Source organism: Bradyrhizobium sp. 44 (assembly GCF_023073095.1).
Lineage (GTDB): Bacteria > Pseudomonadota > Alphaproteobacteria > Rhizobiales > Xanthobacteraceae > Bradyrhizobium.
In genome coordinates, this window is the sequence record NZ_JADPIY010000008.1 from 921991 (window position 1) to 945050 (window position 23060).

Sequence of the window (23060 nt, forward strand, 5' to 3'; positions counted from 1 at the left end):
ATGCGCGGACTCGATCGTGGCCTTCGCTGTGAAAAGCTGGCTCGCACTGTTGGCTGAGCCGATTGTGCCGCTTGTGTCGACGGCCATACGAAAACATGCGGCGGCCGGGAAAGTTGCCGACGCCGACTGTGACAGTCTCTTTAGCCGCTTATGAGCCCGGCCCGCAAGGCGCAATACCGGCGCCGCTGGCGTTGAAATAGCGCAGGCCGGGCTGATAACCGGCTGCGGTCATGTCGTTGTCAACTCAGCGATTGAAGGGCCGGTTGCGGCTGAACAGCAGATAGATCGCGCGAGGGTTGGTGGTCAGATAGCGCCAGAACAGCCGGCGGGGCTCGAGCAAGGTGCGCCAGGCCCATTCCAGCCCGATCTTCTGCATCCATCGCGGCGCGCGGGCGCGGCTTCCCGACAAGAAGTTGAACAGGCCGCCGGATGTCTTGATGACGCCGACATTGGTGAGATGCGGCGTGAATTCCTCGACGAAGGCCTGCTCGTTTGGCACGCCCAGCGCAACCCAGAGATAATCCGGCGCTAGCGCGTTGATCTCGTCGACCTTCGCGCGCAGTGCATCGCCACGGAGATACCCGTGGCTATGGCCGACGATCTTGAGGTTTGGATACATCTTCCGGACGTTCTCGACCGCCGCGGCGTTCTCGTCCTCGCTCGCGCCGAACATGTAAAAGGTGCGGCCGACCGCTTCGGCCTTGCGCGCGACGACGTGAAACAGATCCGTCGTGGCGACGCGCTCGGGCAGCGGAAACCAGGATTGCAGCCTGGACGCCGCCACCAGCGGCTGACCATCGGCGTTGATGAGGTCGGCGCCGCGGAACAGGCGCTCGGTCTCCGGTTCGGTCGAGCACCGCGCCAGCACCTCGCCATTGGCCGAGGTCAGGTGCAGCGGACGGCCGATGCGATGGCGGGGATCGGTCGCCTCGATCATGAAATCTGCGGTCGCTTCCAGGTCGAGCGCGGCCATGCGAAGGCCGCCGATGGTGATCCGCGGCACGTCGGCGGTTGCGGCCCGGCCATCGAGATTGATGCGGCGCTCAAGCATATTGTCTGCCTCGTTGGCGAGCTTGGGCCATAGGGGCGAGTTCGTCGAGCACGACGCCGACGAGCTTGCGCTCGGCGCGGCCGAGCGTGCTCAATATCTCTTCCAGGCCGTCGTTGATGTCGAGGCTGGTCGGCAACACCGCCACCAGCGCGTCGGCATCATCGAGCAGCTTACGGCTGCCGGCCGTGAGTGGCGCCGTGGGGCCGTCGAGGATCACGAGGTCATAGCCGCCGGCGGAGCGCGCCTGCTCGATGGCCTTGCGGATGGCGTCAGTGGCCTTGCCAGCGTCGCCTTCGACGGCCGGCAATACCGAAATGCCGTTGAGTGTCTTGATCTCGCGTGCGGCCTTGCTGCCGATCGAAAGCCATCCGACCTTGCTCGGCTCGCTCTTGCGGGGACGGTTGACCTTGTTCGAGAGCGAGTGCGCCTGATGGTCGGCGTCGATCATCAGCACCCGGGCGCCGTCGCGCGCGGCCGCGAGCGCGAAATTGAGCGCCGTCACGCTGCGCCCGGTGGTCTCGCTGGCACCGACGAGCGCGATGACCGGCATTGTCTTTCCGCCGGCGCGCCGGGCCGCCGTAGTGCGCATGTCGCGCCAGGCGTTGAGCAGCGTCGTCAGTGGAAAGCCGGGGCGCAGCGTCGGCCAGCCCAGCCGGGTGAGGTCGATGCCGCCGCCGGTGGCGAGAATGGCACCAAGCGTGTGGATGACGTCGGCCTCCTGCAGGCGCGCGATCAGCGGCTTTTCGATCAGGGGCTTCTCGACCATCGAAGGTTGCAGCGGCGGGGCGGCGAGTTCCGGCAGTGCCTCCGCGACTTCCGGGGCTCGCGAGACCGGCTGGGCCCGGGCAGTCTCCGGCGCCCGCGAAGGCTCTGGAGCTTGCGGCAACGGAGTACGATTGGGACGGGCCGGCGCCGGTGCCGGCACGAACGCACCGGCGAACACCAGTTCGGCCGCGACGAACCAGCTCGATGCAGCGATTGCGCCGAAGATGAAACCGATCATGGCGAACAGGCTCATCGCCGGCGGGAACGAGCGCCGTTGCGGCACCGTCGCTTCGCCGATGATCCGGGCCGCCGAGGTGTTCAGCGTCTCCTGCTCCTCGGTCTCGCGCGAGCGCTTGAGGAAGGATTGATAGACGTCACGGCTGGCATCTGCCTCGCGCTCGAGCTCGCGCAGGCGCACGGCGGCCTGGCTGAGCTGGACGCTCTGCCGCTTCTGCGCCTCCAGCGCCCGGCTGAGCGAGGCTTCAAAGTCGCGGGCGCGCGTCAGATCGTTCTTGGCGGACTGGGCGAAGCGGTCGATCTCTTCGTTGATGGTGCGCTTGAGATCCTCGACCTGCTTCTCGGTCTGGCGCAGCGCCGGATGACGCGGGCCGAGCTCGCCGGCTTGCTCCGCATATTTCTTGCGCGCGTCGGCATACTGCGCGCGCAGGTTCGCGATGGTTGGCGATTGCAGTGCCTCGGAGTTCGCGCCTGCATCTGCCGTGGTGCGTCGGCTCGCCTCGATCTGGTCGAGGCGCGCCTGCGCATCCATCGTCGCGGCGCGGGCGGCGGAAAGCCGCTGGTTGCTGGCGGAAAGCTGCTGGTCGCTGATCAGCGCGTCCTGGGTGCCGACGAAATTGTTCTGGGCCTTGTAGGTCGCAAGCACGGTCTCGGCGTTGCGCAGCCGCTCGCGCAGCTCCTTCAGGCGGCCGGAGAGATCGTTGGTGGCGCGCCGTGCGGCCGACGCCTGCGAGTTGCGGGATTCCGCGAGGTAGGCGCTGGTCAGCGTGTTGGCGAGCATCGCCGCTTTCGCCGGATCGGTCGACCAGACCTCGATGTCGACGATGAAGCTCTTCTCGGTCTTGCGGATCGTGATGTGCCGGTTCAGCGCCTCAAGGGCGGCGAGCTGCACTTCCTTTTTCTCCGTGGCGGAGGGCGCGTGGGGCTGAAGGCCGATCAGGCCGAGCAGCGACGACATCACGCCTTTGCCATCGGCCCCGCCGAATTCGGGGTCCTTGTCCAGATCAGCCTGCTGGATCACCTGGAGCAGCACGCTGTTGGAGGTGATCAGGCGCGCCTGGCTCTCGACCACCATCGACATGCCGGAGACGTCCTGCGCGCGAGGCGTCAGCTCGCGATCGACGAGCTGAAGCTCGCGCGGGTCGACATAGAGCTGGGCGGTGGCGGTGTAGCGGGGCGCCAGGCTCTTGCCCACGGTGACGGCAAGCGTCGCACCGAGCAGCGCGGCAACGGCAATCGCGATCTTCCGCCGCCAGAGCAGATTGACCAGCTCCAGCACGTTGAAGCCGGCCCGAGGCCGCTGCTGCGGAGCCTCCGGTCTGGCCCGGTCTATCGGCTGGTTGTAGTCAAGCATGATCCCCAGCTTTCATTCCAAGTGCCGCGTGCTGAGGGGGTACTCTTCGCTCTACGCCACGCACCTCAGATATAGGTGCCCACTCAACGCAACAGGGAAAATTAACCATACTCATTGAGGGACTATTCACCGAAATGGCAAACAAAGCGTTTAAGCGCATGCCACTCTTCGACGCGTCGTCGTGACGCGTGCGATGACGCGGTCCTTCAGAGATTAACGGTTCGTTACCGCGTGCGTCGTGGCCGCGAGGGTTCGCTGGTCTTGCCATCGGCCGCGCCCGCACCATGGCCGTCAGCTTTTCCGCAGGATGACGTGATAATCGCCGCGGCGGACGTCGGTCCCGCGCGGGAGCACGGCGTTGAGCACGGCGGCGCCGGCGTCGACCAAGACTGCGAACAGCGGCTTGCGCCGGCGCATCTCGGGATAGCGCGGACTCTCGACCTCACGGCGGTAGATCATCTCGAGGCCATTGGCGGCGGCGAACGCTTGGAGCCTCGGCAGCGACACCAGGGGATGGAAGAAGGTCGGGAACGGCGGCTCGCCCGGCAAGCCGGCATCCTTGATGCCGCGAATGTGCCGGTAGAACCAGACGTGGAACCAGTGCGGCGAGTATTTGGTGACGACCCCGGACAACGAGCGCGGATTGGGCGCGCCGATCAGGATCATGCCGCCGCGCTTGAGCGCATCGCGGAAATTCAGGAGTGCGGCGTCGACATTGGGAAGATGTTCGATCACGTTATAGCAGATCACCAGATCGAAGGTCCCGCGCTCGAAGCGGTAGGTCTGGACGTCGCCGAGGATCGCTTCGTCCGCGTAGCTGTTGTTGCGAACCTGGTCCTCGTCGATGTCGACGACGGTGACCTTGCTGCGGCTCAGCAATTCCGGTGGCAGTACGCTGCACGAGCCGCCTCCGGCTTCGTAGGTGGCGAGCTGGCCCTGCGGCAGTTCGCGGCGCAGCACGTCGTGAACGGCGAGCAGGCTATCGCGGGCTTCACCGGGGACGAGATCGTGCAGCGCCTGAGTGTGTGCAATGGCCGCGGGAATTTGGACCGCCGTGGCTGTCGCGAAATCGATCGTGGCTGGCTTGTTCATTTTTTTCCGACCGCGCTTGTTCGACTTAAATTTACAGGAAAAATCTCGTGTACCCGTAGAGCAAATCCGATGCCGCGACGCTTCACCCGTCGCAGTGCTTACGGTCAGGTTAATGAGCATGTGCGTTAACTACGGTATCGTCCGCGCCAGCCGCCATCGGCACGGCGGACCGCGAATTGCAGTATTACGCGCGCAAGGTTTCGCAGCAGAAACACCCGGAAGCAGTTAAGTGCATGGATGGCGGAAAATCGGCGGCGTGGCGCCGTCGCGAGGCTCAAACCGGCCGTTCATTTTGGGACGTGCCTGTCCCGCGGCGATGTGCCGTCGTGGGACGGCGCTGATCCCCGGGATCGAAGCAGGGCTTTTTCAATCTATCTCGGACATCTAGAACGTCATGACATTGATCCCGACAGACCCGTCCGCCACGCGTATCTCGGATGCCGTGCGCGATCCAAACCGGGAGATCGCGGCCAGCTCCCGGATTATCGACCTGTCGCTTGGTATCGTCGTCTGCATCCCCTGCTTCCGCCGCCCGCAGCATCTGCGGTTGACGCTGGACTCGCTCGCCAGCCAGCGCACCCCGCGCTCCTTCGCCGTCGTCATGGTCGAGAACGATGCGGTCCGGCGCGAAAGCGCGCCGGTGGCCGCGGAATATCTCGCCGATGGCAGGCTTCAGGGTGTCTGCCTGGTCGAGAAACGGCAAGGCAACGTCCAGGCGATCAACGCCGCGTTCGAGACGGCGCTGGCGCTGTTTCCCGCCGCGACCCGGTTCCTGATGATCGACGACGACGAGATCGCCTCGCCCGATTGGCTCGAGCTGATGGTCCGCACCGCGGAGGCGACCGGCGCCGATGTGGTCGGCGGGCCGGTGCTGCCGGTCTTCGAGGACCGCAGCATGCCCTGGCTTTCGCGCCACCCCGTTTTCTGTCCCGCCTATGATTACAGCGGCGCTGTGCCCCTGATCTACGGCTGTGGTAATTGCCTGATCACGCGTGCGGCGTTCGAGAGGTTCGCCCGTCCCGCCTTCGACCCGCGCTTCAACTTCCTCGGCGGTGGCGACTGTGATTTCTTCGTGCGGTGCCGCGATGCCGGCATGACGTTCCACTGGACGGCGGAGGCAGTCATCACCGAGACGGTGCCGCAAAGCCGCACCAGTTTCGGCTGGATCGTGAAGCGAGGCCTGCGCATCGGCGCGATCAATTATCGCGTGCAGGCCAAGGCCGCGCAGGGCGCGGCGGCGCGCGTGTGGGTGTTTGCGCAGATGCTCGGGAGGCTGCCGCTGTCGCTGGTGCGCGCGGCCGCTTTGCTGAAATCGTCGAAGGCCGTCGTCGCGATGCATCCCGTGATGGTCGCGCTCGGCTCGGTGCTCGCCGCGTTCGGCATCGAGCCGAAGCCCTATAAGGCCTCGAAGATCGTGTCCTGACGCCGAGGCGGCGGGCTAAATACCAAAGCAGGCGAGGGCGACCCTGACTGCGGAGCGTGGCAGCGATTTGAGCGAGCGGCGCCCGACCATCCCGAGATAGGCGAAGGCCTGGCGATATCTGCCGAAGCGGACCGCCTGCATCGCCGAATACGTGACGAGATGAACCTCGGCGGCCTGGCGCAGCCCGGCTGCCATGCCCGCGGGCAATCGCGCCATGATCAGCCCGTCGTCGAACACCCGCGCGATCGCCGGAAAGAAATCCTGTGGCGTCCGCACCGCAGCGTTCATGGTGTTGGCCGTGTGCAGGCGGTAGTCGAGCAGAAGGTTTGGCGCAAATTCGAATTCGCCGATCGCGGCAAGGCGGCACCAGCAGTGCCAGTCCTCGCAATATCTGAGCGAGACGTCGAAGCCACCGATGGCGCGGAAAGCCTCTGCACGTGCGAGCGCAATGCCGCCATTGACGATGAAGTTGCCGGCCGCGAGCCGCGCCAGCACGTCGCCGGACGGTTTGCGGCGTGCTTTCAGCAGATCCCGTCGGCCGATCTGCCGTCCCTCGCTGTCGATCGTGTTGTAGTCACCGTAGACGAGAACCGCTCGCGGCGCACCCCGCGCAGCCGCCAGCAGCGCCGCGACCGCGCCGGGCCGCAGGCGATCGTCGGCATCGAGGAAGAGCAGCCATTGGCCGCTCGCATGGTGTGCGCCGAGATTGCGCGCTGCCGATACGCCGGCTGCGCCGTTGGTCATCAGGCGCAGTCGCGGGTCACGAATGGCGCGGACGATGGCGGTAGTGTCGTCGGTCGAGCCGTCGTCCACGACGATCACTTCGCTGACCTCAGCCTGAGCCAGTGCGCTGGCGAGGGTTTCGCCGACATAGGCCGCAACGTTCTTGGCCGGAATGACGACGGAAACCGATGTGGTTGAGCCGACTTGCAGCGGGAGGCGCGCCGCCGGAACGACGCGCGATGCGGCGGGCAATTCGAGAATTTCTTCCGCGGTGATCAAGATACGACTCGCCTTTAACCGTCTGTTAACCAGGGCGCTTTGGCGCGTTGGCAATGCGATCGATCGCAACCTTGGCCGTCGCGAATGATACTCGCATTGGAAAAAAACGTCGCCGTGAAGGCTAACGCAGCGCTGGTTTCGTCAATTAGCGTTAAGCCGCCGGCATTAAGCCTGTGGCAAATTTGGAAGAGTGCGGCAGCCGGTCCCATGCGAGAATGCGCATCAGGCCGCCGCGGATGGACCCCAGTGCCCGCAAAGACATTCGACTACGATCCCGACGACATGGTCCTCAACCTGTTCTACGAGGACAAGGACGATCGCTGGTTTCCCGGCGATCGGCATTTGCGGCGCATGGCGCGTCGCATGCTGCTCGGCGAGCCGCGCATGAGCGGGCAGCTCCGCGTGTTCCTCAATCTCTGTGCGGGGCTCGACCGGCTCGGTATCCGCTACCGCGTCAACGACTATGGCTACATCGCGCGGCATCCTGGCGAACTCGCCTGCATCATCGGCCGCACCTTCCTGCTCGACAAGTTCGCCTGGAAAAATCCGATCCTGCTCGGCGTCGCCGCCCACAATCATCCGCTCGACGATCCCGACCTGTTCAAGCGCCTGCCGGTCAAGAAGGTCGTGGTGCCCGGCCCGTGGTACGCCGACATGTATCGGCCGCATTGGCCCGACACGGAGGCCTGGCCGATCGGCATCGACACGGATCTCTGGGCGCCGTCGCCGACGTCGCAAAAGAGCGTCGACGTCCTGATCTACGACAAGGTGCACTGGGACCGCGATCGCTATGCGGCGGAGCTGATCGAACCCGTCCGCGCCCGGCTCACGAGGGAAGGCCGCTCGTTCACCGAGCTGCGTTACGGCAGCTACAAGGAAGAAGACTATCGGGCCGCGCTCGCGCAATCGCGTGCGATGATCTTCCTCTGCCAGAATGAGAGCCAGGGCATTGCCTACCAGCAGGCATTGTCTTGCGGCGTGCCGGTGCTGGCCTGGGATCCCGGCGGCCCCTGGCGGGACCCCGATTATTATCCGCATCGCGTTCAGTTCGCGCCGGTGTCGTCGGTGCCGTACTGGGACGATCGTTGCGGCGCCAAGTTCGTCGACATCGCCGGGTTTGAGGCGGGCTGGGATGATTTCTGGGCCGGGTGCGCCGCCGATACGTTCGATCCGCGCGGCTTCGTGCTCGACAACCTCACGCTGGAACAGCGTGCCCTGCAATATTACGAGATCGCGCGGAGCATCGTGCGGCAGCAGGCGCCGCAGAGCTCCGGCGGACTGGTTGACGGATGCTTAACGGGGATCGGCTAGGACTTCGAGCTTCCCCCGGCTTCACCACCAACCTCGAGCCATGGATCGCAGCGCCACTGACATGACCGACGTCGAGGCCCGATCGTTCGGCGACGTCCTGCGCGTTGGGCTTGCGGGGGTCAACGCCGCGCGGGCGGCGCGCTGCCTCGTCGCAGTCGCAGCCCTGCTCCTCGTGCTGGTGACGCTCGATCCGTTTCCTGACCTGCGCAATGAGGATGTCACCACCGTGGTCGGCGGGCGAATGGCGCTCACCTATGTCTCCTGGGGTCTATTGGCCGTGGTCGCGGTATTGTTCGTCGCCGCAACGGATGCGCCCGCGCTGAAGACCCTGGTGACGCCACTGCATCTCTGCCTGGTCGGCTGGCTGTTGATCAACATCGTCTTCTCCGAGAACCGCGGAGTCTCGATGCAGCGCTTCGTGCTCGCAGCCAGCGTGATGTCGCTCGCGGTGTTGTTGCCGCTGTTGCCGCCGACGCAGCGTAGCTTCAATCTGTGTCTTGGCGGCGCCGCGCTCGCACTGCTTGCGCTCTGCTATCTCGGCGTCTTCCTCGCGCCGCAATACTCGATGCACACCGCACTGGACGTCACCGAGCCGCAGTTGGCCGGCGACTGGCGCGGAAGCTTCGGCCACAAGAACATCGCTTCGCCCGTGATGACCATCCTGATCTATGTCGGCATTTACTTGTCTGCCATTGGTTCGTTCGTGATGGGGCCGGCCATCGCCGCGCTGGCAGGACTCTTCCTGATCTTCACCGGCGGCAAGACGTCGTCGGTGCTGTGTCTTGCGATCTACGCGCTCGCCTCGCTGGTCTGCGTCACACCGAGCCTGTGGCTGAAGCGGATCATCTGCTTCGTGCCGCTGATCGTGATGAACCTGTTGACGGTCGGCAGCGTCGTGAGCCCGGCGCTCGGGGCGATGACGCGGCTGCTTCCGCTCGATCCCACCTTCACCGGCCGTTCCGCCATCTGGGAGTTCGCGCTCGCAGCCGTCGCCGAGAAGCCGATCATCGGTCACGGCTACGCGGCGTTCTGGGACGACGTGACCGCGCGGCAGACCGCCCAGGGCGCCGAATGGGCGACGAGCGCGGCGCACAGCCACAACAGCTATCTCGACCTCGCTGTCACGATCGGCCTGCCGGGGCTCTTGCTGGTGATCCTCGTCTTCGTGCTCGCGCCGCTAGGCAATTTCCAGACGGCCCGAACTCACAATCGCTGCGGTGCGTTGGCAAAGCTGTTCCTGACCGTGTGGCTGTTCGGCCTGTACTACGGGGCCACCGAGACCTTCCTGCTCGAACGGCAAAATTCGATCTGGTTCATGTTCGCAGTTGCCGTGGCCGGCCTGCACTTCCTGGCCAGGTTCCAATGCGTCGCGGAAACGGAACCGGACGACTTGTCGCAGCCGGTGCCGCCGCAGTTGCATCGGCTTAACGATAAGCCGTGAGGTCACTTGTGGCCGCGACAAAACATAATCTATCTGGAAACACCCAGTAATCGCATGTCCCGCGGATGACGATCCTCAGCGTCGAGCAACCAGATGATCTTGTGTCCAGCGCGTCGGGAATCGCGGTCGATTTCGTGCGTGATTGGCCGCGGGCCGCATCGCGCCTGAACGCAGGCCATCGCACTGCATTCCAGCATGGCTACTGGCTCGGCGCCTGGTACGAGGCGTTCCACGATCTCTCGCCGCTGATTGCATTGATCTCCGATGCCACGATCGGCAGGGACATCGCAATGGTGCCGATGATCAGCCACCTCAGGCGAGGCATCCGCATCGTCGAATTCGCCGATCTCGGCGTCTCCGACAACAACGCGCCAATCCTGGCGCTCGATGCCGCGTTGGACGCGGCGGCGACGGAGGCGATCGGCACGGCGCTGATCGACGCATTGCGCGCATTGCCGGACCGCTTCGATTTGCTGCGCCTGAAGAAGATGCCGGCCCAGATCGGCGGCAACCCGAACCCGCTGGTGTCGCTCGGCCGGATCGGATCAAGTTCGCTCAACGGCAACCTCGTGCTGACCGGCGACGACTATGAAGATTACCAGGCCTCGATCAAGCGCATGCAGATGCCGCGCTGCTGGCGCGTCTTCAGCCGTCACGACGGCGCGCGATTCGAGATCGCTACCGATGTCGCGCGTGCGCGCGAGCTGCTGGACGTGATGGATGCCCAGCAGCAGGCGCGCATGCGAAAGCTTGGTTCGCGCTTCGTCCTCAACGACGAAACCCATGCGCAGTTCTATCGCGAGGTCGCGCGTCAGGGCGTCGCGGACGGTTATGCCGTCATCTCGGCCCTGGTCTGCGACGAGGCCGTCGTCGCCACCACGTTCGGCGTCAGGTTCGGTGCGGCCTATTTCCTGCTGCGCATCAGCCATGCCGGCGATTCCTGGTCGAGCTGCTCGCCGGGGCTGCTCGTGACCGAGCGCACCATGGCGGCGCTGCATGCAGATGGCGTGCGGCGTTTCGACCTCAGCATCGGCAACCAGAACTACAAGCGTCGCTTCGGCGCCGAGCCGGTGCCGCTGACTGATGTCAGCGCCGCGCTTTCCTGGCGCGGCGTGCCCTTCGCGTGGCGTGACCACGCCGCCCAGGCCCTGCGCCGTCATCCCAGGCTCGCTGCCCTTGCGGCGAAGGCGATTGGCAAGGGGACGCGCTGACGGCCGCTCCCCTCGCATCAGACGTGCAGCTCAGCCGTGTAGCTCAGCCGTGCAGCTTCCTGGCTGTCTCCGCGATCTGGCGGCCCTGATAGCGCGCACCGGCGAGCTCGTTGGCGCTGGGCTGGCGGCTGCCGTCGCCGCCGGTGATCGTGGTGGCGCCGTAAGGTGCGCCGCCGGTGACCTCGTCGAGCTTCATCTGGCCGGCGAAGCCGTAGTTCAGGCCGACCACGACCATGCCGAAATGCAAGAGGTTGGTGATGATCGAGAACAGCGTCGTCTCCTGGCCGCCATGCTGGGTCGCGGTCGCCGTGAAGGCGCCGCCGACCTTGCCGTGCAGCGCGCCCTTGGCCCAGAGACCGCCGGCCTGGTCGAGGAAGTTCGCCATCTGCGAGGCCATGCGGCCGAAGCGGGTGCCGGTGCCGATGATGATTGCGTCGTAGTTTGCGAGGTCCTCGATCGTCGCGACGGGGGCGGTCTGGTCGAGCTTGTAATAGGACGCCTTGGCGACCTCGGCCGGCACCAGCTCGGGCACGCGCTTGATGTCGACGGTGGCACCGGCTTCGCGCGCGCCTTCCGCAACGGCATTGGCCATCGCTTCGATGTGGCCATAGGCGGAATAATAAAGGACGAGAACTTTGGTCATGATGGTCTCCGTTGGATGCAGATTTGATGCGTCGGTGTCGGGAGCGTCACGCCGGGACAAAGCCTGCATGACGAAGGCGTTGCTAAACCGCGTCGACGAGCACGATCTCGGAATCTTCCAGTGCCGTGATCTTCAACCTGTCCTCGTCGCGGATCGCCGCACCGTCGCGGGCGTTGACGCGCACGCCGTTGATCTCGACTGACCCCGCCGCGGGCACGAGATAAAGGTGCCGTGACTTGTCCGGCGCGTACTCCGCGCTCTCGCCCGCCTTCAGTGTGGTGGCGAGCACCCGCGCATCGGCGCGGATCGGCAGAGCGTCCGTGTCATTCTCGAAGCCGCTCGCGATAGTGACGAGCTTGCCCGAGCGGTCTCCTTTCGGAAACGGCTTCGAGCCCCAGGTCGGCTGGCCACCGCGCGCGGTCGGCTCGATCCAGATCTGGAAGATGCGTGTCCTGGTCGGCTCGAGATTGTATTCGGAGTGGCGGATGCCGCTGCCGGCGCTCATCACCTGCACGTCGCCCGCTTCGGTGCGACCTTCGTTGCCGAGGCTGTCCTGATGAGTGATCGCGCCCTCGCGCACATAGGTGATGATTTCCATGTTGGCGTGGGGATGAGCGGGAAAGCCGGTGTTGGGCGCGATCTCGTCATCGTTCCACACCCGCAGGGCGCCGTGACCCATGTTGTCGGGGTCATAATGGCTTGCGAAGGAGAAATGATGCTTGGCATTGAGCCAGCCGTGATCGGCGCCGCCGAGCTTTGCGAAGGGTCTGAGTTCGATCATCTGCGTAATTCCTTGTTTGAGCGGGCGGCGCCTTGATCAGGCGCCGAAACCGCCGTCGACGTTGAGCACCGTGCCGGTGACGAAGGAGGCTTCCGGACTTGCGAGGAAGACGATTCCGGCCGCGACTTCCTCGGGGCGGCCGAAGCGTTGCAGCGCGTGCTGCTTGCGCTGGGTCTCGGCGAACTCACCACCGTCCTTCGGATTCATGTCGGTGTCGATCGAGCCGGGCTGCACCACGTTCACGGTGATGCCGCGCGGGCCGAGGTCGCGCGCTGCGCCCTTGGTGTAACCGACCACGGCGGCCTTGGTGGCGACGTAGTCCGCAAGACCCGGGAACGAGGCGCGGTCGGCAAGCATCGAGCCGACGGTGACGATGCGGCCGCCTTCCCCCATCAATTGCGAAGCGGCGCGGATCGCCGCGATCACGCCATGCACGTTGATGGCATCCTGGCGGGCGAGCGCTTCGATGTCGGCATTGGCATCGTCGATCGCGCCTCCGCTAGCGACGCCGGCATTGTTGACGAGGATGTCGAGATGGCCGAACTCCTTCGCGACGTCGTTGACGAGTTGCCTCACGTCCTTGGCCGAGGCCTGGTCCGCCCGGAAGGCGCGCGCCTTGACGCCCCGGGCCTCCAACTCGGTGACGACCGCTTCCGCCTTTTCGGGCGAGGCGACATAGCTGATGGCGACGTCCGCGCCTTGATCGGCGAGTGCACGGGCGGAGGCCGCGCCGATACCGCGCGAGCCGCCGGTGACGAGGGCAACCTTGCCTGAGAGCTTCTTGGTCATTGGATTTCTCCATTCCTGAATTTCTGATGACCCTTGGATAAGCCTCCGCCTGTGGTAGAGAAATAGAAACTGTTGAAACGCATTGTTTCCTTAAACAGCCCGGTTGGATCCCCTTCTATGGCCAAACTCCCCGATTTCGAGGCACTCGCGATTTTCGCAAAAGTCGTGGAATTACGGTCGTTTGCGGGGGCCGCGGGCGAACTCGCGATGTCCAAGGCGACGGTGTCCAAGGCGGTCACGCGCCTCGAAGAGCGGCTCGGCGCCCGGCTGTTCAACCGTACCTCACGCCGGCTCGCGCTGACCGATGCCGGGCATAAGCTCGCCGAGCGTGCGACGCGCCTGCTGTCCGACGGCGAGGCGGCGGAGAACGAAGCACTGGCGCAGTCGGTAGCGCCGCGGGGCCTGGTGCGGCTCGCCGTCCCCATGACATTCGGGATCAAGGCGGTGGCGCCATTGCTGCCGGAGTTCTTCGAGGCTTATCCGGAGGTCTCGGTCGATCTGCACCTGAGCGATGCGACCATCGATTTGATCGGCGAGGGCTTTGACATGGCGGTGCGGATCGCGCGGCTGCCGGATTCCTCGCTGATTGCGCGGCGGCTCTTCACGATGCCGCGCTTTACGGTGGCGGCGCCGTCCTATCTTAGGCAATACGGACGGCCGACGCATCCGATGCATCTGGCCGAGCACAAATGTTTCAGCTACGCCTATCTCTCGACGCCCAACGTCTGGCACTACACCAATTCGGCCGGCGAGCAGGCCAGCGTGCGTCCGGGCGGTCAGCTCCGCGTCAACAACGGCGAAGCGGTAATGCCGGCGCTGATCGCCGGCCTCGGCATCGCCGACCTTCCGGAATTCATCGTCGGCGAGGCCATTTCCTCCGGCGAGGTCGAAGTGGTCCTGAAGGACTGGAAGCAGGTTGAAGGCGCCGTGCATCTGGTGACGCCACCTGGCGGCCCGCGCCCCGCACGCGTCGAGGCGCTCGGCGATTTTCTCGCAGCGAAGCTGCCGGGTACGTGCAAGCGGCAGGTGCGCGGAAAGGCAAAGCCGTCGTAGCAAAGCCGTCGTAGAGCGAGTGCCTTCAGCGACCTCCGTCATTGCGAGAAGCGAAGCGACGAAGCAATCCAGAATGTCTCCGCGGGGCATTCTGGATTGCTTCGCTTCGCTCGCAATGACGAAGTTGGACTAAGACACCGTCACATCATTACGCGCGACCACGCGCAAGTTCGGCTTCAACGTTTGTTCCAGCTGCGACTTCAAATCATGGACACGCGGATCGCGCGAGCGCTTCGCGCAGACTGCGTATTGATGCACGGATTGCGCCAAGGCGCGTCGCGCTTCCGGCGTCCGCGTCACGTCGGGCTTTGAAAGCCGCAAGACGATAGCGGCGAGATTCACCAGCATCTCGTCTAGCGCCACGTCAATGGTCTGAAGTCTATTCATCGGTCCACTCTCCCTGGGAGGCAACGGTAGGGTCCGGGGGACGTTCCTGACCGGGCGGAACATGGATAATGCTTCGTTAATTCCGCCGCGCGTCTTGTTCTTGCGGACGGTCACGCTAGGCTGGCGGCGAAATAAGAAAACAGGGGGAAATCTGCCATGGATCGACGCGATGTCCTGCGCGCCGCTGCCGCATTGCCGTTGTTGCCTGCGTTGTCGAGCGCGGCTTTCGCGCAAGCCTATCCCGCGCGCAACGTCACCATGATCGTGCCGTTTCCGGCCGGCGGCCAGGCGGACCTCGCGGCGCGCCCCGTCGCACAGGCGCTGGAGCGAATCCTGGGCAAGGCGGTCATCGTCGACAACCGCGCCGGCGGTGGCGGTGGATCGGTCGGCAATGCCGCGGCGGCGCGCGCCGAGCCCGACGGCTACACGCTGCTGATGACGCTGTCCTCGCTCGCGGTGCTGCCCGAAGCCGACCGGCTGTTCGACCGTCCGGTCGCCTACGAGCTCTCGCAGTTCATGCCGATCGCGCGGGTGCTGGCCGATCCCACGCTGCTCGCCGTGCCGGCCTCGGCGCCGTGGAAGACCGCGCAGGATTTCGTCGAAGACGCAAAGAAACGCCCGGGCCAGATCACCTATGGCTCGTCCGGGCCTTACGGCACGCTGCACGTGGCGATGGAAATGTTTGCGAGCAGCGCCGACATCAAGCTGCTGCATGTGCCGTTTCGCGGCGCCGGTCCAGCGCTCACCGCGCTGCTCAGCGGCACCGTGCAGGCGATCGCCGCCGCACCGGGAACGCTGAAGCCGCAAGTGGAGGACGGCAAGCTGCGCGTGCTCGGCAATTGCGGCGCCAAGCGCATCGCAAGCTTCCCCGATGTGCCGACCTTCCAGGAGCTCGGCTACAAGGACGTCGAGATGTACATCTGGGCCGGGCTGTTTGCGCAGAGCGCGCTGCCGGCGCCGATCGCGACCCGCCTGCGCGAGGCGATGGCGCAGGTGATGACGAGCCCGGACGTGCTCAAGGCCTTCGAAACGTCGGGCAGCCTCGTTGCCTATCAGGACGCGCCGGCGTTTGCCGAGTTCGTGGCGGTCGACAGCGCTCGGCTGATTACGGCGGTGAAGAAGATCGGCAAGGTCGAATAAGTTCCTGGCCCGTTTTCACAATTTTTTGTTGGTCCAGAACCTCTCCGCGTCTCATTGATTGAAGAGAATTCGAGAGACTCGCGAAGGAATCGGACATGCGAACAGAGCGGATTGCGCTGGGTGTGGCGCTTGCGATCGGCGGCATCGTAGCGCAGGGCGCTGCATCCGCTGAAGAGTATCGCGGAACCATGGAGCAGCAGATGGCCTGCACGCCGGATGTGTGGCGGCTGTGCAGCGACCAGATCCCTGATGTGAGCCGCATTACGGCCTGCTTGCGGCAGAACACGCCCCAGCTCTCCAGCGGTTGTCGCGCGGTGTTCCAGTCCAACAACCAGATGCCGCCGCAGCAGCAGGTTCCGGGCAATCGCGCCGCGCCGGCGCCACGATATAACAATGCGCCACCGCCTCCGGCGACCCAGCCCCGGCCTTACGACGAGGATGATTAGGGCGCTTCGGACCTGATTTCGCAGACATCGACCCATTCCGCCCCGGTCAGCTCAGCCATCCGCTCCGGCGTGATGCGCACCGCGCTATGGGTCGAGCCAGCGGCCGGCACCACCACGTCGAACGCTTTCAGCGAGACGTCGCAATAGACCGGCAGCGGCGCCCTCAGTCCGAACGGGCAGACGCCGCCGACCTCGTGGCCGGTGACCTCCGCGACCTCTTCCAGCCCCAGCATCTTCGGCTTGCCGCCGAACGCGGCCTTCACCTTCTTGTTGTCCATGCGCGAGGTGCCGGCCGCGACGATCAGGATCACGCGCTCGCCGATCCGCAACGACAGCGTCTTGGCGATCATTCCGGGTTCGACGCCATAGGCTTCGGCGGCCAGCGCCACTGTCGCGGAGCTGATCGGGGATTCGATGACTGATATGTCGGGGGCTTTTTCAGCGAAGAAGGCGCGAACGGATTGAAGGCTCATTCAGGTCTCACGGGCGGGCGGCGATCCCCGGGTCATCCCTAGAGATGATCCCGGGCAGCTCCGAGAGCGCCCGGACGCGATGATCGGGCGCAAAGCCGAGCTCGTCCATCTGGGTGCGGATCGCCTTGAACATCGTCAGCGGTGCCACGAGTTCGTTCTCGACGCAAGCCAGCGCCATCGCTTCGGGCGTCACCCGTTCGATCCAGGCAACGTTCAATCCGAATGCTTTCGCGCCCGCAACATCCCAGGGATTGGAGGAGACGAACAGCGCCTCATCCGGCGCGGTGCCGAGCACCTCGCCGATCAGCTCATAGGCCTCCGGGCTCGGCTTGAAGATCTTCTTCGCGTCGATGCTGATCGTGGCGTCGAGCAGGGCGTCGAGGCCGGAGTTGCGCACGAGCGCATTCAGCATATCCGGACTGCCGTTGGAGAGGATGGCGAGTTTTCGCGGTTTTAGAGCCGTGAGCGCGACCGTCGCATCCGCATAGAGATCGAGATGCAGATATTTCTCGATCACGCGCTCGAATGCCTCGTTCTCGTAAGCGAGCCCGAGCACGCGTAGCGTATAGGCAAGCGAGTCGCGCGTGATGGCTGCAAAGTCCTGGTAGCGCCGCATCAGCGAGCGCAACCAGGTGTATTCGAGCTGCTTGATCCGCCAGATCTGCGTGATGATCTCACCGTAGCCCGGAAACGCATCCTCGGTGGTCTCGGCGACCGACTGGATGTCGTAGAGCGTTCCGTAGGCATCGAAGACAACGGCTTTGAGGCTCAATTGACCTGTCCTCCGGGATCGTTGCGGTCCACGGACTATACAAGGCGCCCCGAAATCGGTCCAAGACGGAATCGCGACTTGGGCCCTGATTTCTAAAGCCTGATCACGACCTTGCCGAAATGTGAGCCGGTGCGCAGGTGCGCATACGCTTCGGGTGCCTCATCGAAACCATAGATCCGATCGACGATCGGGTGAATCGCGTGTTCGGTCAGGAAGCGATTCATCGCGACAAAGTGTTCGACCGATCCGACGGTGACACCGATGATGTCGGCATTCTCCCACTGAAGGCGCGCGAGGTCGGGCTTGGGACCGAACCCCGTTAAGACACCAATCTGGACGATCTTGCCACCCGAAGCGACCGATCGCAGCGATCGATCATAGGTGCCGGGACCGCCGAGTTCGAGGATATGACTGGCCCCGGCGTCATTCGTCGCCTTCATCAGGGCGACATCCCAGTCAGGCGTCTCGCGATAGTTGATGAGGATCGAGCCGCCCAGCGCCTTGGCGCGGGCGAGTTTTTCATCCGAGGAGGATATCACGATCGCACGCGCCCCCAGCGCCACCGCGAATTGAAGCCCGAACAGCGCGACGCCGCCTGTTCCCTGGACCAACAGCGTGTCGCCTTTGCGCATCCCGCCGCGTGCGATGAGGCCATGGAAAGCCGTGACGCCGGCACAGGGCAGGGTCGCTGCCTCCACCGCGGACAGATGCGCCGGCACTGAAACCAGCGCGGTCGCCGGCAGCACGACATACTCAGCCAGCATTCCGTCCATCGTGTTGCCACCGAGGGATGACGGAATATAGCTGGACTTGAACGGCCCCGAGATCCAATCGCGGAAGAAAGATCCGGCGACGTGGTCTCCGAGTCGCCATTGCGCGACGTCGGCGCCGATGGCGTCAACGACACCCGCACCGTCGGAGAGTGGCACGCGGCCCTTGAGCTCGCCTTGGCCTGCACGGTCGAGGATCAGGAGGTCGCGGTAATTCAGACTTGCCGCTTCGACCCGAATGCGGACCTCGCCATTGGCGGGTTCGGGTTTGCTGATTTCGACGCGCGCAAGGCGGCCAGCACCAGCATGGCTATTCAAATGGTAGGCTTTCATCGTTGCTCCCTTCACAAGTGGCATTCACTTGGACGAGCAAAGTCTGTAGGGTCTGACAGTGCTGTCAGGGTCAAGAGGCTTCAGATGAAGATCGGCGAACTCTCCCGGCGGACGGGGGTCAGCGTCCGAATGCTGCGCTACTACGAAGGCGAGGGACTGCTTGCGCCGCTGCGGACGAACTCCGGCTATCGCGATTACGGCCAGGCCGAAGAGGAAACGGTGCGGCGCATCAAGATGCTCGGCGGCGCCGGGATGACGCTCGAAACCATCAAGCGGTTGCTCCCCTGCGTGCGGAACAACGATCCGGCTTTCACGCCGTGCAACGAACTGCGAAAAATACTCAAGCAGCAGGTCGGCCTGATCGACGAACGTATCGAGACGCTCAGCCAAAGCCGGACAATTTTGGCGGGCTATCTGGCAAGCGTGAATTGATCGCACGCAACGGCTATCGGATTCACCGCGCCAAAGTCTTAGGCCTTGAGGGCCTGAGCATGAGGGCTTCGATAGCAGCGTCGAAGCCCTCGATGCGCTGACGAGTACGCGCCTAGATCCCCAGCAGCTTGCGCGCGTTGGCCTTCAGCACCTTCGGCCGGATCTCGTCGCGGATCTCGATCTTGGCGAAATCCGACAGCCAGCGGTCGGGCGTGATCACCGGCCAGTCCGAACCGAACAGCATCTTGTCCTGCAGGATCGAGTTGATATAGCGCACCAGGATCGGCGGGAAATATTTCGGCGACCAGCCCGAGAGGTCGATGTAGACGTTGGGCTTGTGGGTCGCGACCGACAGCGCCTCTTCCTGCCAGGGGAAGGAGGGATGGGCGAGGATGATCTTGAGGTCGGGGAAATCAGCCGCGACGTCGTCCATGTACATCGGGTTGGAATATTTCAGCCGCATCCCCATGCCACCGGGCATGCCGGAGCCAACGCCGGTCTGGCCGGTGTGGAACAGCGCGATCGCGCCGCCATTGTTGATCTCTTCATAGAGCGGATAGGCCATGCGGTCGTTGGCGTAGAAGCCCTGCATGGTCGGGTGGAATTTGAAGCCGCGCACCCCGTATTCCTCGATCAGCTTGCGCGCCTCGCGGACCCCGAGCTTGCCCTTGTGCGGGTCGATCGAGACGAAGGGGATGAGAACGTCGAGATGGTCGGAGGCGATCTCCAGCATCTCCTCATTCTTGTAGCGGCGGAAGCCGGTTTCGCGCTCGGCGTCGACCGGGAAGATCACCGCGGCGATGTTCTTGGAGCGGTAGTAGGCCGCGGTCTCCGGCACGGTCGGCGGATGCTTGTGCGGCGACTTGAAATAGTCCGCCATCTGCGCCTGAAAATCGTCATAGCCGTCGTCGGGATGGGTGCCGCAGGGCTCCTCGGCGTGGGTGTGGATGTCGATGGCGACGACGTCGTCGATGTTCGGCAGCTTCAGCTTCGGCATGGGTTTCCTCCCGACGGGTTGCCGAATTGATTATATGATATAACGAACTTGGCAAGACATTGTGGGACAAGGCATTGTGGGACCAGGCGTTGTAGGACAGGCGTCGTCCGCGCCAGATTGGGCCGATCCGGCCGCTTCTACTTTGCATGGGGTTGTTTTCCAGAATTTGGTGGGTGGGATCGGGGCAGTTAACATTGACATCCGGTCCTCCCATGCCTTAAGAACCGCCCCGTCCCGGGCGGTCGGTCCGCCAGCGGGAAAATCTCATTTTGCCTCATTCGCGCGTGCCGAAACGGTAGTGCCGAACACGGCCTTTCGAACGTTCAGGATTCTGCCATGAAGGTCCGTAACTCGCTGAAATCGCTGCGCGGTCGCCATCGCGCCAACCGCCTGGTCCGCCGCAAGGGCCGGGTCTATGTGATCAACAAGGTGCAGCGCCGCTTCAAGGCTCGCCAGGGCTGATTTCGCCCTGCCGGACGCCCGCGCGCGCCCCGCAAGACCACGGTCTCACACGAGTTTGACGCCGCCCCTGCTTTGCAAGGGCGGCTTTGCGCGTTTAGACTTCGACCATGGCAGTGAGATTCTTCATCGCGCGCACCCTGTGTCTGGCTCTCGTACTGGGAGCCGCCGGACTCGCTCCGGCGCTGGCACAGCAGATTGATCCACCGACTCCGCCCGGCAAGCAGAAGAAACTTCCGGAAGCGCCGGCCAAGCTGCCCAAGGTCGATCGCACCAAGAATCTCGATTTCCTGTTCGGCGCGCTGAAAGCCGCGCCCGACGAGGCCAGCGCCAAGCACGTCGAGGCGCGGATCTGGGCGATCTGGATCCAGACCCCGAGCGACACCGCGGCGCTGCTGATGGCGCGGGCCAAGACCGCGGTCGACGCAAAGAAGATCGAGGTTGCGATCAAGCTGCTGGATTCGGTCGTCAAGCTCAGGCCCGACTACATCGAGGCCTGGAATCGTCGCGCGACGCTCTACTACATGCAGAACGATTACGGCCGCTCGCTCGCCGACATCCGCGAGGTGTTGATCCGCGAGCCCCGCCATTTCGGCGCGCTCGCAGGCCTCGGCATGATCATGCAGGAGGTCGGCGACGAAAAGCGCGCGCTCGAGGCCTACCGCAAGGCGCTCGCCGTCAATCCGCACCTCGAGAAGATCCCCGACCAGGTCAAGGCGCTGACCGAGAAGGTCGAAGGCCGCGACATTTAGCGGACAAGTCGATCATTGCTCGAGCAAATGCGGCGCTAGCCGATTAACCACGATGACACGCGCCGCGTTACGAGGGATATGGGTTGCCCCGCCGCAGGCCTACCTTCATCGCGGGAGCACAGCCATGAAGCGTTTGATCTTTGCAGTTATATTGCTGCTGGCGTCGGGCACGGCGAGCCTCGCCGACGGACTGTTCTGGGTGGTCGGCAATCGCGCCACCGGAAAATGCAACATCGTGACCAGCAATCCCGTGATCATCGGCGATGTCTGGTTCGGTGACGGTCCCTACAAATCGAAGGCCGACGCCAAGCTTGCCCGTTCGACCATCCGCGCCTGTCCCGCACCCACGCCTGACGAGGAAAAGGACGAGGACAGCACGAACTAGGTCGACAGCAACCTAGTGCAAAACGCTGCCTTCGCGCTCGGCGAGGCCGCGATCGACCGCTGCGGCGTAAGCCTTTGCAAGCTCCGTCTCGAGGTGCTCGTTGATCAGCAGCAGCGCGCGCACAGCACCGCGCAGGTCGCCGTGGCAGCTTGCCACGATCTCGTCGATCGCAGTATCTTTGGACCTCAGGCTCATCGAAATTCTCCGGTTCAAATCAGGATAAATCCTGCCGGTCTTTCCCGCATCCCCGAGGGTTGCGAGCACGATCGGCGCCCACCCGCGTCTAAATGGCGGAACCGACCGTGGCGATTATAAGGAAACCGCGATGACGACGGCATGAAGCTTTTCGAAGCCTGCGTGCTCCGGGGAGCAGCATTGATTTGATTGCGTTTTTCCCGCTTGAATTATGCACATATCCACAGCCCCGGCATTTCAAGTGGAGCGTGGGGGCTCCCCGGGCGAAACTGCCGCCCGCAAGCCACGTAACTGCCCTGTGCCCTGGATCGCCCGGATTCCATCCATGATCGTGATGTCAGTCGTGACCGCGCTGCTTGTGCTGGCGCTGGTCACGCAGGCCGGCGTCCTCGCCGTGCAGCGCGCCTTTCCACCGCAGGGCCGAATGATCGAGGTCGATGGTGCCGTGCTTCACCTCGTCGATATCGGCCCGCGCGATTCGGGCCTGCCGGTCGTGATGCTGCACGGCGCGAGCTCCAACCTCGAAGCGATGCGGCGGCCGCTCGGCGATCTCCTCGCCAGGAACCACCGCGTCATCCTGATCGACCGTCCCGGCCACGGCTGGAGCACGCGGGCGCGGCGGCAGGATTCGACCCCGGAGGTCCAGGCGCGGATGATCGATGAGGCGCTCGGCAAGCTCGGGATCGATCGCGCGGTCTTCGTGGTGCATTCCTGGAGCGGCGCGCTCGGCGCGCGGCTGGCGCTCGATCATCCCGGCCGCGTCGCGGGCCTTGTGATGCTCGCGCCCGTCACACATCCCTGGCGCGGCGGCGTCGGCCGCTACAACGAGATCATCGCAACGCCCGTGATCGGCCCGCTGCTCGCCTACACCATAACCCTGCCGCTGGGCTATTTCCTGAGCGAGCCCGGCGCGCGCAATGTCTTCCTGCCGCAAATGATGCCGGATGGTTTCGTGCAGGACTCCGCGACGCCGCTGCTGCTGCGCCCGCGCGAGTTCATCGCCAATGCGTATGATCTGGTGACGCTGAAGGAAGCGGTCGCCGCGCAGGTCGCGCGCTACGGCGAGATATCGGCGCCGGTCACGATCATCGCCGGCGAACCCGACAAGACGGTGAAGACCGACATTCACGCGCGGCCGTTCGCCGCCACCGTGCAGAACGCCAAGCTGATCGTGCTGCCCGATCTCGGCCACATGGTGCAGAACGCGGTGCCCGATCTCGTGAAGACCGAGATCGAGACGATGATCGGGAAAATCGTCCCGGCGCAGGCGGCCGCCGATTAGAGCGTTTTCGAGCGAAGTGGATGCCGGTTTGCGTGAAGAAAACGCGTCAAAACAAGAAGCTGGAGCTTCGGTTCAGAACCGAAG

Annotated in this window: 25 protein-coding genes; 12 read left to right on the top strand and 13 right to left on the bottom strand. The window is 64.4% G+C overall.

Annotated features, from left to right (window positions below; genetic code table 11):
* Positions 1–244 precede the first annotated feature (244 nt).
* The 3 genes from IVB41_RS06415 to IVB41_RS06425 all read right to left on the bottom strand — a co-directional run bounded on the left by IVB41_RS06415 (position 245) and on the right by IVB41_RS06425 (position 4499).
* Entirely contained in the window at positions 245–1051 is an 807-nt protein-coding gene (locus IVB41_RS06415) for a WecB/TagA/CpsF family glycosyltransferase (RefSeq protein ID WP_247404052.1), read from the bottom strand.
* Entirely contained in the window at positions 1044–3407 is a 2364-nt protein-coding gene (locus tag IVB41_RS06420; RefSeq protein ID WP_247428093.1) for an exopolysaccharide transport family protein, read from the bottom strand. Before IVB41_RS06420 ends, IVB41_RS06415 begins: the two co-directional genes overlap by 8 nt.
* A gap of 291 nt (positions 3408–3698) precedes the next feature.
* Positions 3699–4499 (bottom strand): methyltransferase, encoded by an 801-nt coding sequence (locus IVB41_RS06425; RefSeq protein ID WP_247428096.1) that lies wholly within the window; start codon positions 4497–4499, stop codon positions 3699–3701.
* A gap of 394 nt (positions 4500–4893) precedes the next feature.
* Here IVB41_RS06425 and IVB41_RS06430 point away from each other — a divergent pair, with 394 nt between their 5' ends.
* Positions 4894–5922 carry a glycosyltransferase family 2 protein gene (locus IVB41_RS06430; protein ID WP_247428101.1) on the top strand — a complete coding sequence of 343 codons (1029 nt, stop codon included), beginning with the start codon at positions 4894–4896 and terminating at the stop codon, positions 5920–5922.
* A 15-nt stretch (positions 5923–5937) separates the two neighbouring features.
* Here IVB41_RS06430 and IVB41_RS06435 read toward each other — a convergent pair whose 3' ends face one another.
* Positions 5938–6924, bottom strand: a complete 987-nt coding sequence (locus IVB41_RS06435; RefSeq protein ID WP_247428104.1) for a glycosyltransferase — start codon at positions 6922–6924, stop codon at positions 5938–5940.
* Between the two features lie 246 nt (positions 6925–7170).
* Here IVB41_RS06435 and IVB41_RS06440 point away from each other — a divergent pair, with 246 nt between their 5' ends.
* The 3 genes from IVB41_RS06440 (at position 7171) to IVB41_RS06450 (ending at position 10887) form a co-directional block, all read left to right on the top strand.
* Positions 7171–8235: a glycosyltransferase family 1 protein gene (locus IVB41_RS06440; protein ID WP_247428107.1), complete on the top strand. Its 1065-nt coding sequence runs from the start codon at positions 7171–7173 to the stop codon at positions 8233–8235.
* 40 nt (positions 8236–8275) lie between these two features.
* Positions 8276–9676, top strand: a complete 1401-nt coding sequence (locus tag IVB41_RS06445; RefSeq protein WP_247428110.1) for an O-antigen ligase — start codon at positions 8276–8278, stop codon at positions 9674–9676.
* A 65-nt stretch (positions 9677–9741) separates the two neighbouring features.
* The gene (locus IVB41_RS06450; protein WP_247428112.1) at positions 9742–10887 is read left to right on the top strand and encodes a GNAT family N-acetyltransferase; all 1146 of its coding nucleotides are present in this window, start codon (positions 9742–9744) and stop codon (positions 10885–10887) included.
* Between the two features lie 43 nt (positions 10888–10930).
* On the opposite strand, the gene wrbA is transcribed toward IVB41_RS06450, so the two are convergent.
* The 3 genes from wrbA to IVB41_RS06465 form a co-directional block, all read right to left on the bottom strand.
* Complete coding sequence (gene wrbA / locus IVB41_RS06455; RefSeq protein WP_247428116.1) at positions 10931–11530, bottom strand: NAD(P)H:quinone oxidoreductase; 600 nt, start codon at positions 11528–11530, stop codon at positions 10931–10933.
* An 82-nt stretch (positions 11531–11612) separates the two neighbouring features.
* Positions 11613–12311, bottom strand: coding sequence for a pirin family protein (locus IVB41_RS06460; RefSeq protein WP_027565463.1), 699 nt, complete (start codon positions 12309–12311; stop codon positions 11613–11615).
* Between the two features lie 36 nt (positions 12312–12347).
* A complete protein-coding gene (locus IVB41_RS06465) occupies positions 12348–13100 on the bottom strand; it encodes an SDR family NAD(P)-dependent oxidoreductase (RefSeq protein ID WP_247428120.1) in 753 nt (250 codons plus the stop codon).
* A 117-nt stretch (positions 13101–13217) separates the two neighbouring features.
* Between IVB41_RS06465 and IVB41_RS06470 the strand changes: the two genes are divergently transcribed.
* Positions 13218–14153, top strand: coding sequence for a LysR family transcriptional regulator (locus IVB41_RS06470; RefSeq protein ID WP_247284656.1), 936 nt, complete (start codon positions 13218–13220; stop codon positions 14151–14153).
* Between the two features lie 129 nt (positions 14154–14282).
* On the opposite strand, the gene IVB41_RS06475 is transcribed toward IVB41_RS06470, so the two are convergent.
* Complete coding sequence (locus tag IVB41_RS06475) at positions 14283–14540, bottom strand: hypothetical protein (RefSeq protein WP_247428124.1); 258 nt, start codon at positions 14538–14540, stop codon at positions 14283–14285.
* A gap of 156 nt (positions 14541–14696) precedes the next feature.
* Here IVB41_RS06475 and IVB41_RS06480 point away from each other — a divergent pair, with 156 nt between their 5' ends.
* Positions 14697–15680 (top strand): tripartite tricarboxylate transporter substrate binding protein, encoded by a 984-nt coding sequence (locus IVB41_RS06480; protein ID WP_247428127.1) that lies wholly within the window; start codon positions 14697–14699, stop codon positions 15678–15680.
* A 95-nt stretch (positions 15681–15775) separates the two neighbouring features.
* Positions 15776–16126, top strand: a complete 351-nt coding sequence (locus IVB41_RS06485; protein WP_247428130.1) for a hypothetical protein — start codon at positions 15776–15778, stop codon at positions 16124–16126.
* On the opposite strand, the gene IVB41_RS06490 is transcribed toward IVB41_RS06485, so the two are convergent.
* The 3 genes from IVB41_RS06490 to IVB41_RS06500 all read right to left on the bottom strand — a co-directional run bounded on the left by IVB41_RS06490 (position 16123) and on the right by IVB41_RS06500 (position 18474).
* Complete coding sequence (locus IVB41_RS06490; RefSeq protein ID WP_247428133.1) at positions 16123–16599, bottom strand: YbaK/EbsC family protein; 477 nt, start codon at positions 16597–16599, stop codon at positions 16123–16125. The two genes, IVB41_RS06485 and IVB41_RS06490, sit on opposite strands and share 4 nt — an antisense overlap.
* 7 nt (positions 16600–16606) lie before the next feature.
* Positions 16607–17371: a haloacid dehalogenase type II gene (locus IVB41_RS06495; protein ID WP_247428138.1), complete on the bottom strand. Its 765-nt coding sequence runs from the start codon at positions 17369–17371 to the stop codon at positions 16607–16609.
* 92 nt (positions 17372–17463) lie between these two features.
* Entirely contained in the window at positions 17464–18474 is a 1011-nt protein-coding gene (locus tag IVB41_RS06500; protein WP_247429070.1) for an NAD(P)-dependent alcohol dehydrogenase, read from the bottom strand.
* Between the two features lie 84 nt (positions 18475–18558).
* Between IVB41_RS06500 and IVB41_RS06505 the strand changes: the two genes are divergently transcribed.
* Positions 18559–18906 (top strand): MerR family transcriptional regulator, encoded by a 348-nt coding sequence (locus tag IVB41_RS06505; RefSeq protein ID WP_247284651.1) that lies wholly within the window; start codon positions 18559–18561, stop codon positions 18904–18906.
* A 112-nt stretch (positions 18907–19018) separates the two neighbouring features.
* Here the strand turns inward: IVB41_RS06505 and IVB41_RS06510 are convergent, their stop codons facing one another.
* Positions 19019–19903, bottom strand: coding sequence for an amidohydrolase family protein (locus IVB41_RS06510; protein WP_027565452.1), 885 nt, complete (start codon positions 19901–19903; stop codon positions 19019–19021).
* A 336-nt stretch (positions 19904–20239) separates the two neighbouring features.
* Between IVB41_RS06510 and ykgO the strand changes: the two genes are divergently transcribed.
* The 3 genes from ykgO (at position 20240) to IVB41_RS06525 (ending at position 21499) form a co-directional block, all read left to right on the top strand.
* Entirely contained in the window at positions 20240–20365 is a 126-nt protein-coding gene (gene ykgO / locus IVB41_RS06515; RefSeq protein WP_006611362.1) for a type B 50S ribosomal protein L36, read from the top strand.
* A 107-nt stretch (positions 20366–20472) separates the two neighbouring features.
* Positions 20473–21114 carry a tetratricopeptide repeat protein gene (locus IVB41_RS06520; RefSeq protein ID WP_027565451.1) on the top strand — a complete coding sequence of 214 codons (642 nt, stop codon included), beginning with the start codon at positions 20473–20475 and terminating at the stop codon, positions 21112–21114.
* Positions 21115–21238: 124 nt separating this feature from the next.
* The gene (locus IVB41_RS06525; RefSeq protein ID WP_247428143.1) at positions 21239–21499 is read left to right on the top strand and encodes a hypothetical protein; all 261 of its coding nucleotides are present in this window, start codon (positions 21239–21241) and stop codon (positions 21497–21499) included.
* A gap of 12 nt (positions 21500–21511) precedes the next feature.
* Here the strand turns inward: IVB41_RS06525 and IVB41_RS06530 are convergent, their stop codons facing one another.
* The gene (locus IVB41_RS06530; RefSeq protein ID WP_007596968.1) at positions 21512–21694 is read right to left on the bottom strand and encodes a hypothetical protein; all 183 of its coding nucleotides are present in this window, start codon (positions 21692–21694) and stop codon (positions 21512–21514) included.
* Between the two features lie 325 nt (positions 21695–22019).
* Here IVB41_RS06530 and IVB41_RS06535 point away from each other — a divergent pair, with 325 nt between their 5' ends.
* Positions 22020–22976, top strand: coding sequence for an alpha/beta fold hydrolase (locus IVB41_RS06535; RefSeq protein WP_247428146.1), 957 nt, complete (start codon positions 22020–22022; stop codon positions 22974–22976).
* Positions 22977–23060: the final 84 nt, after the last annotated feature.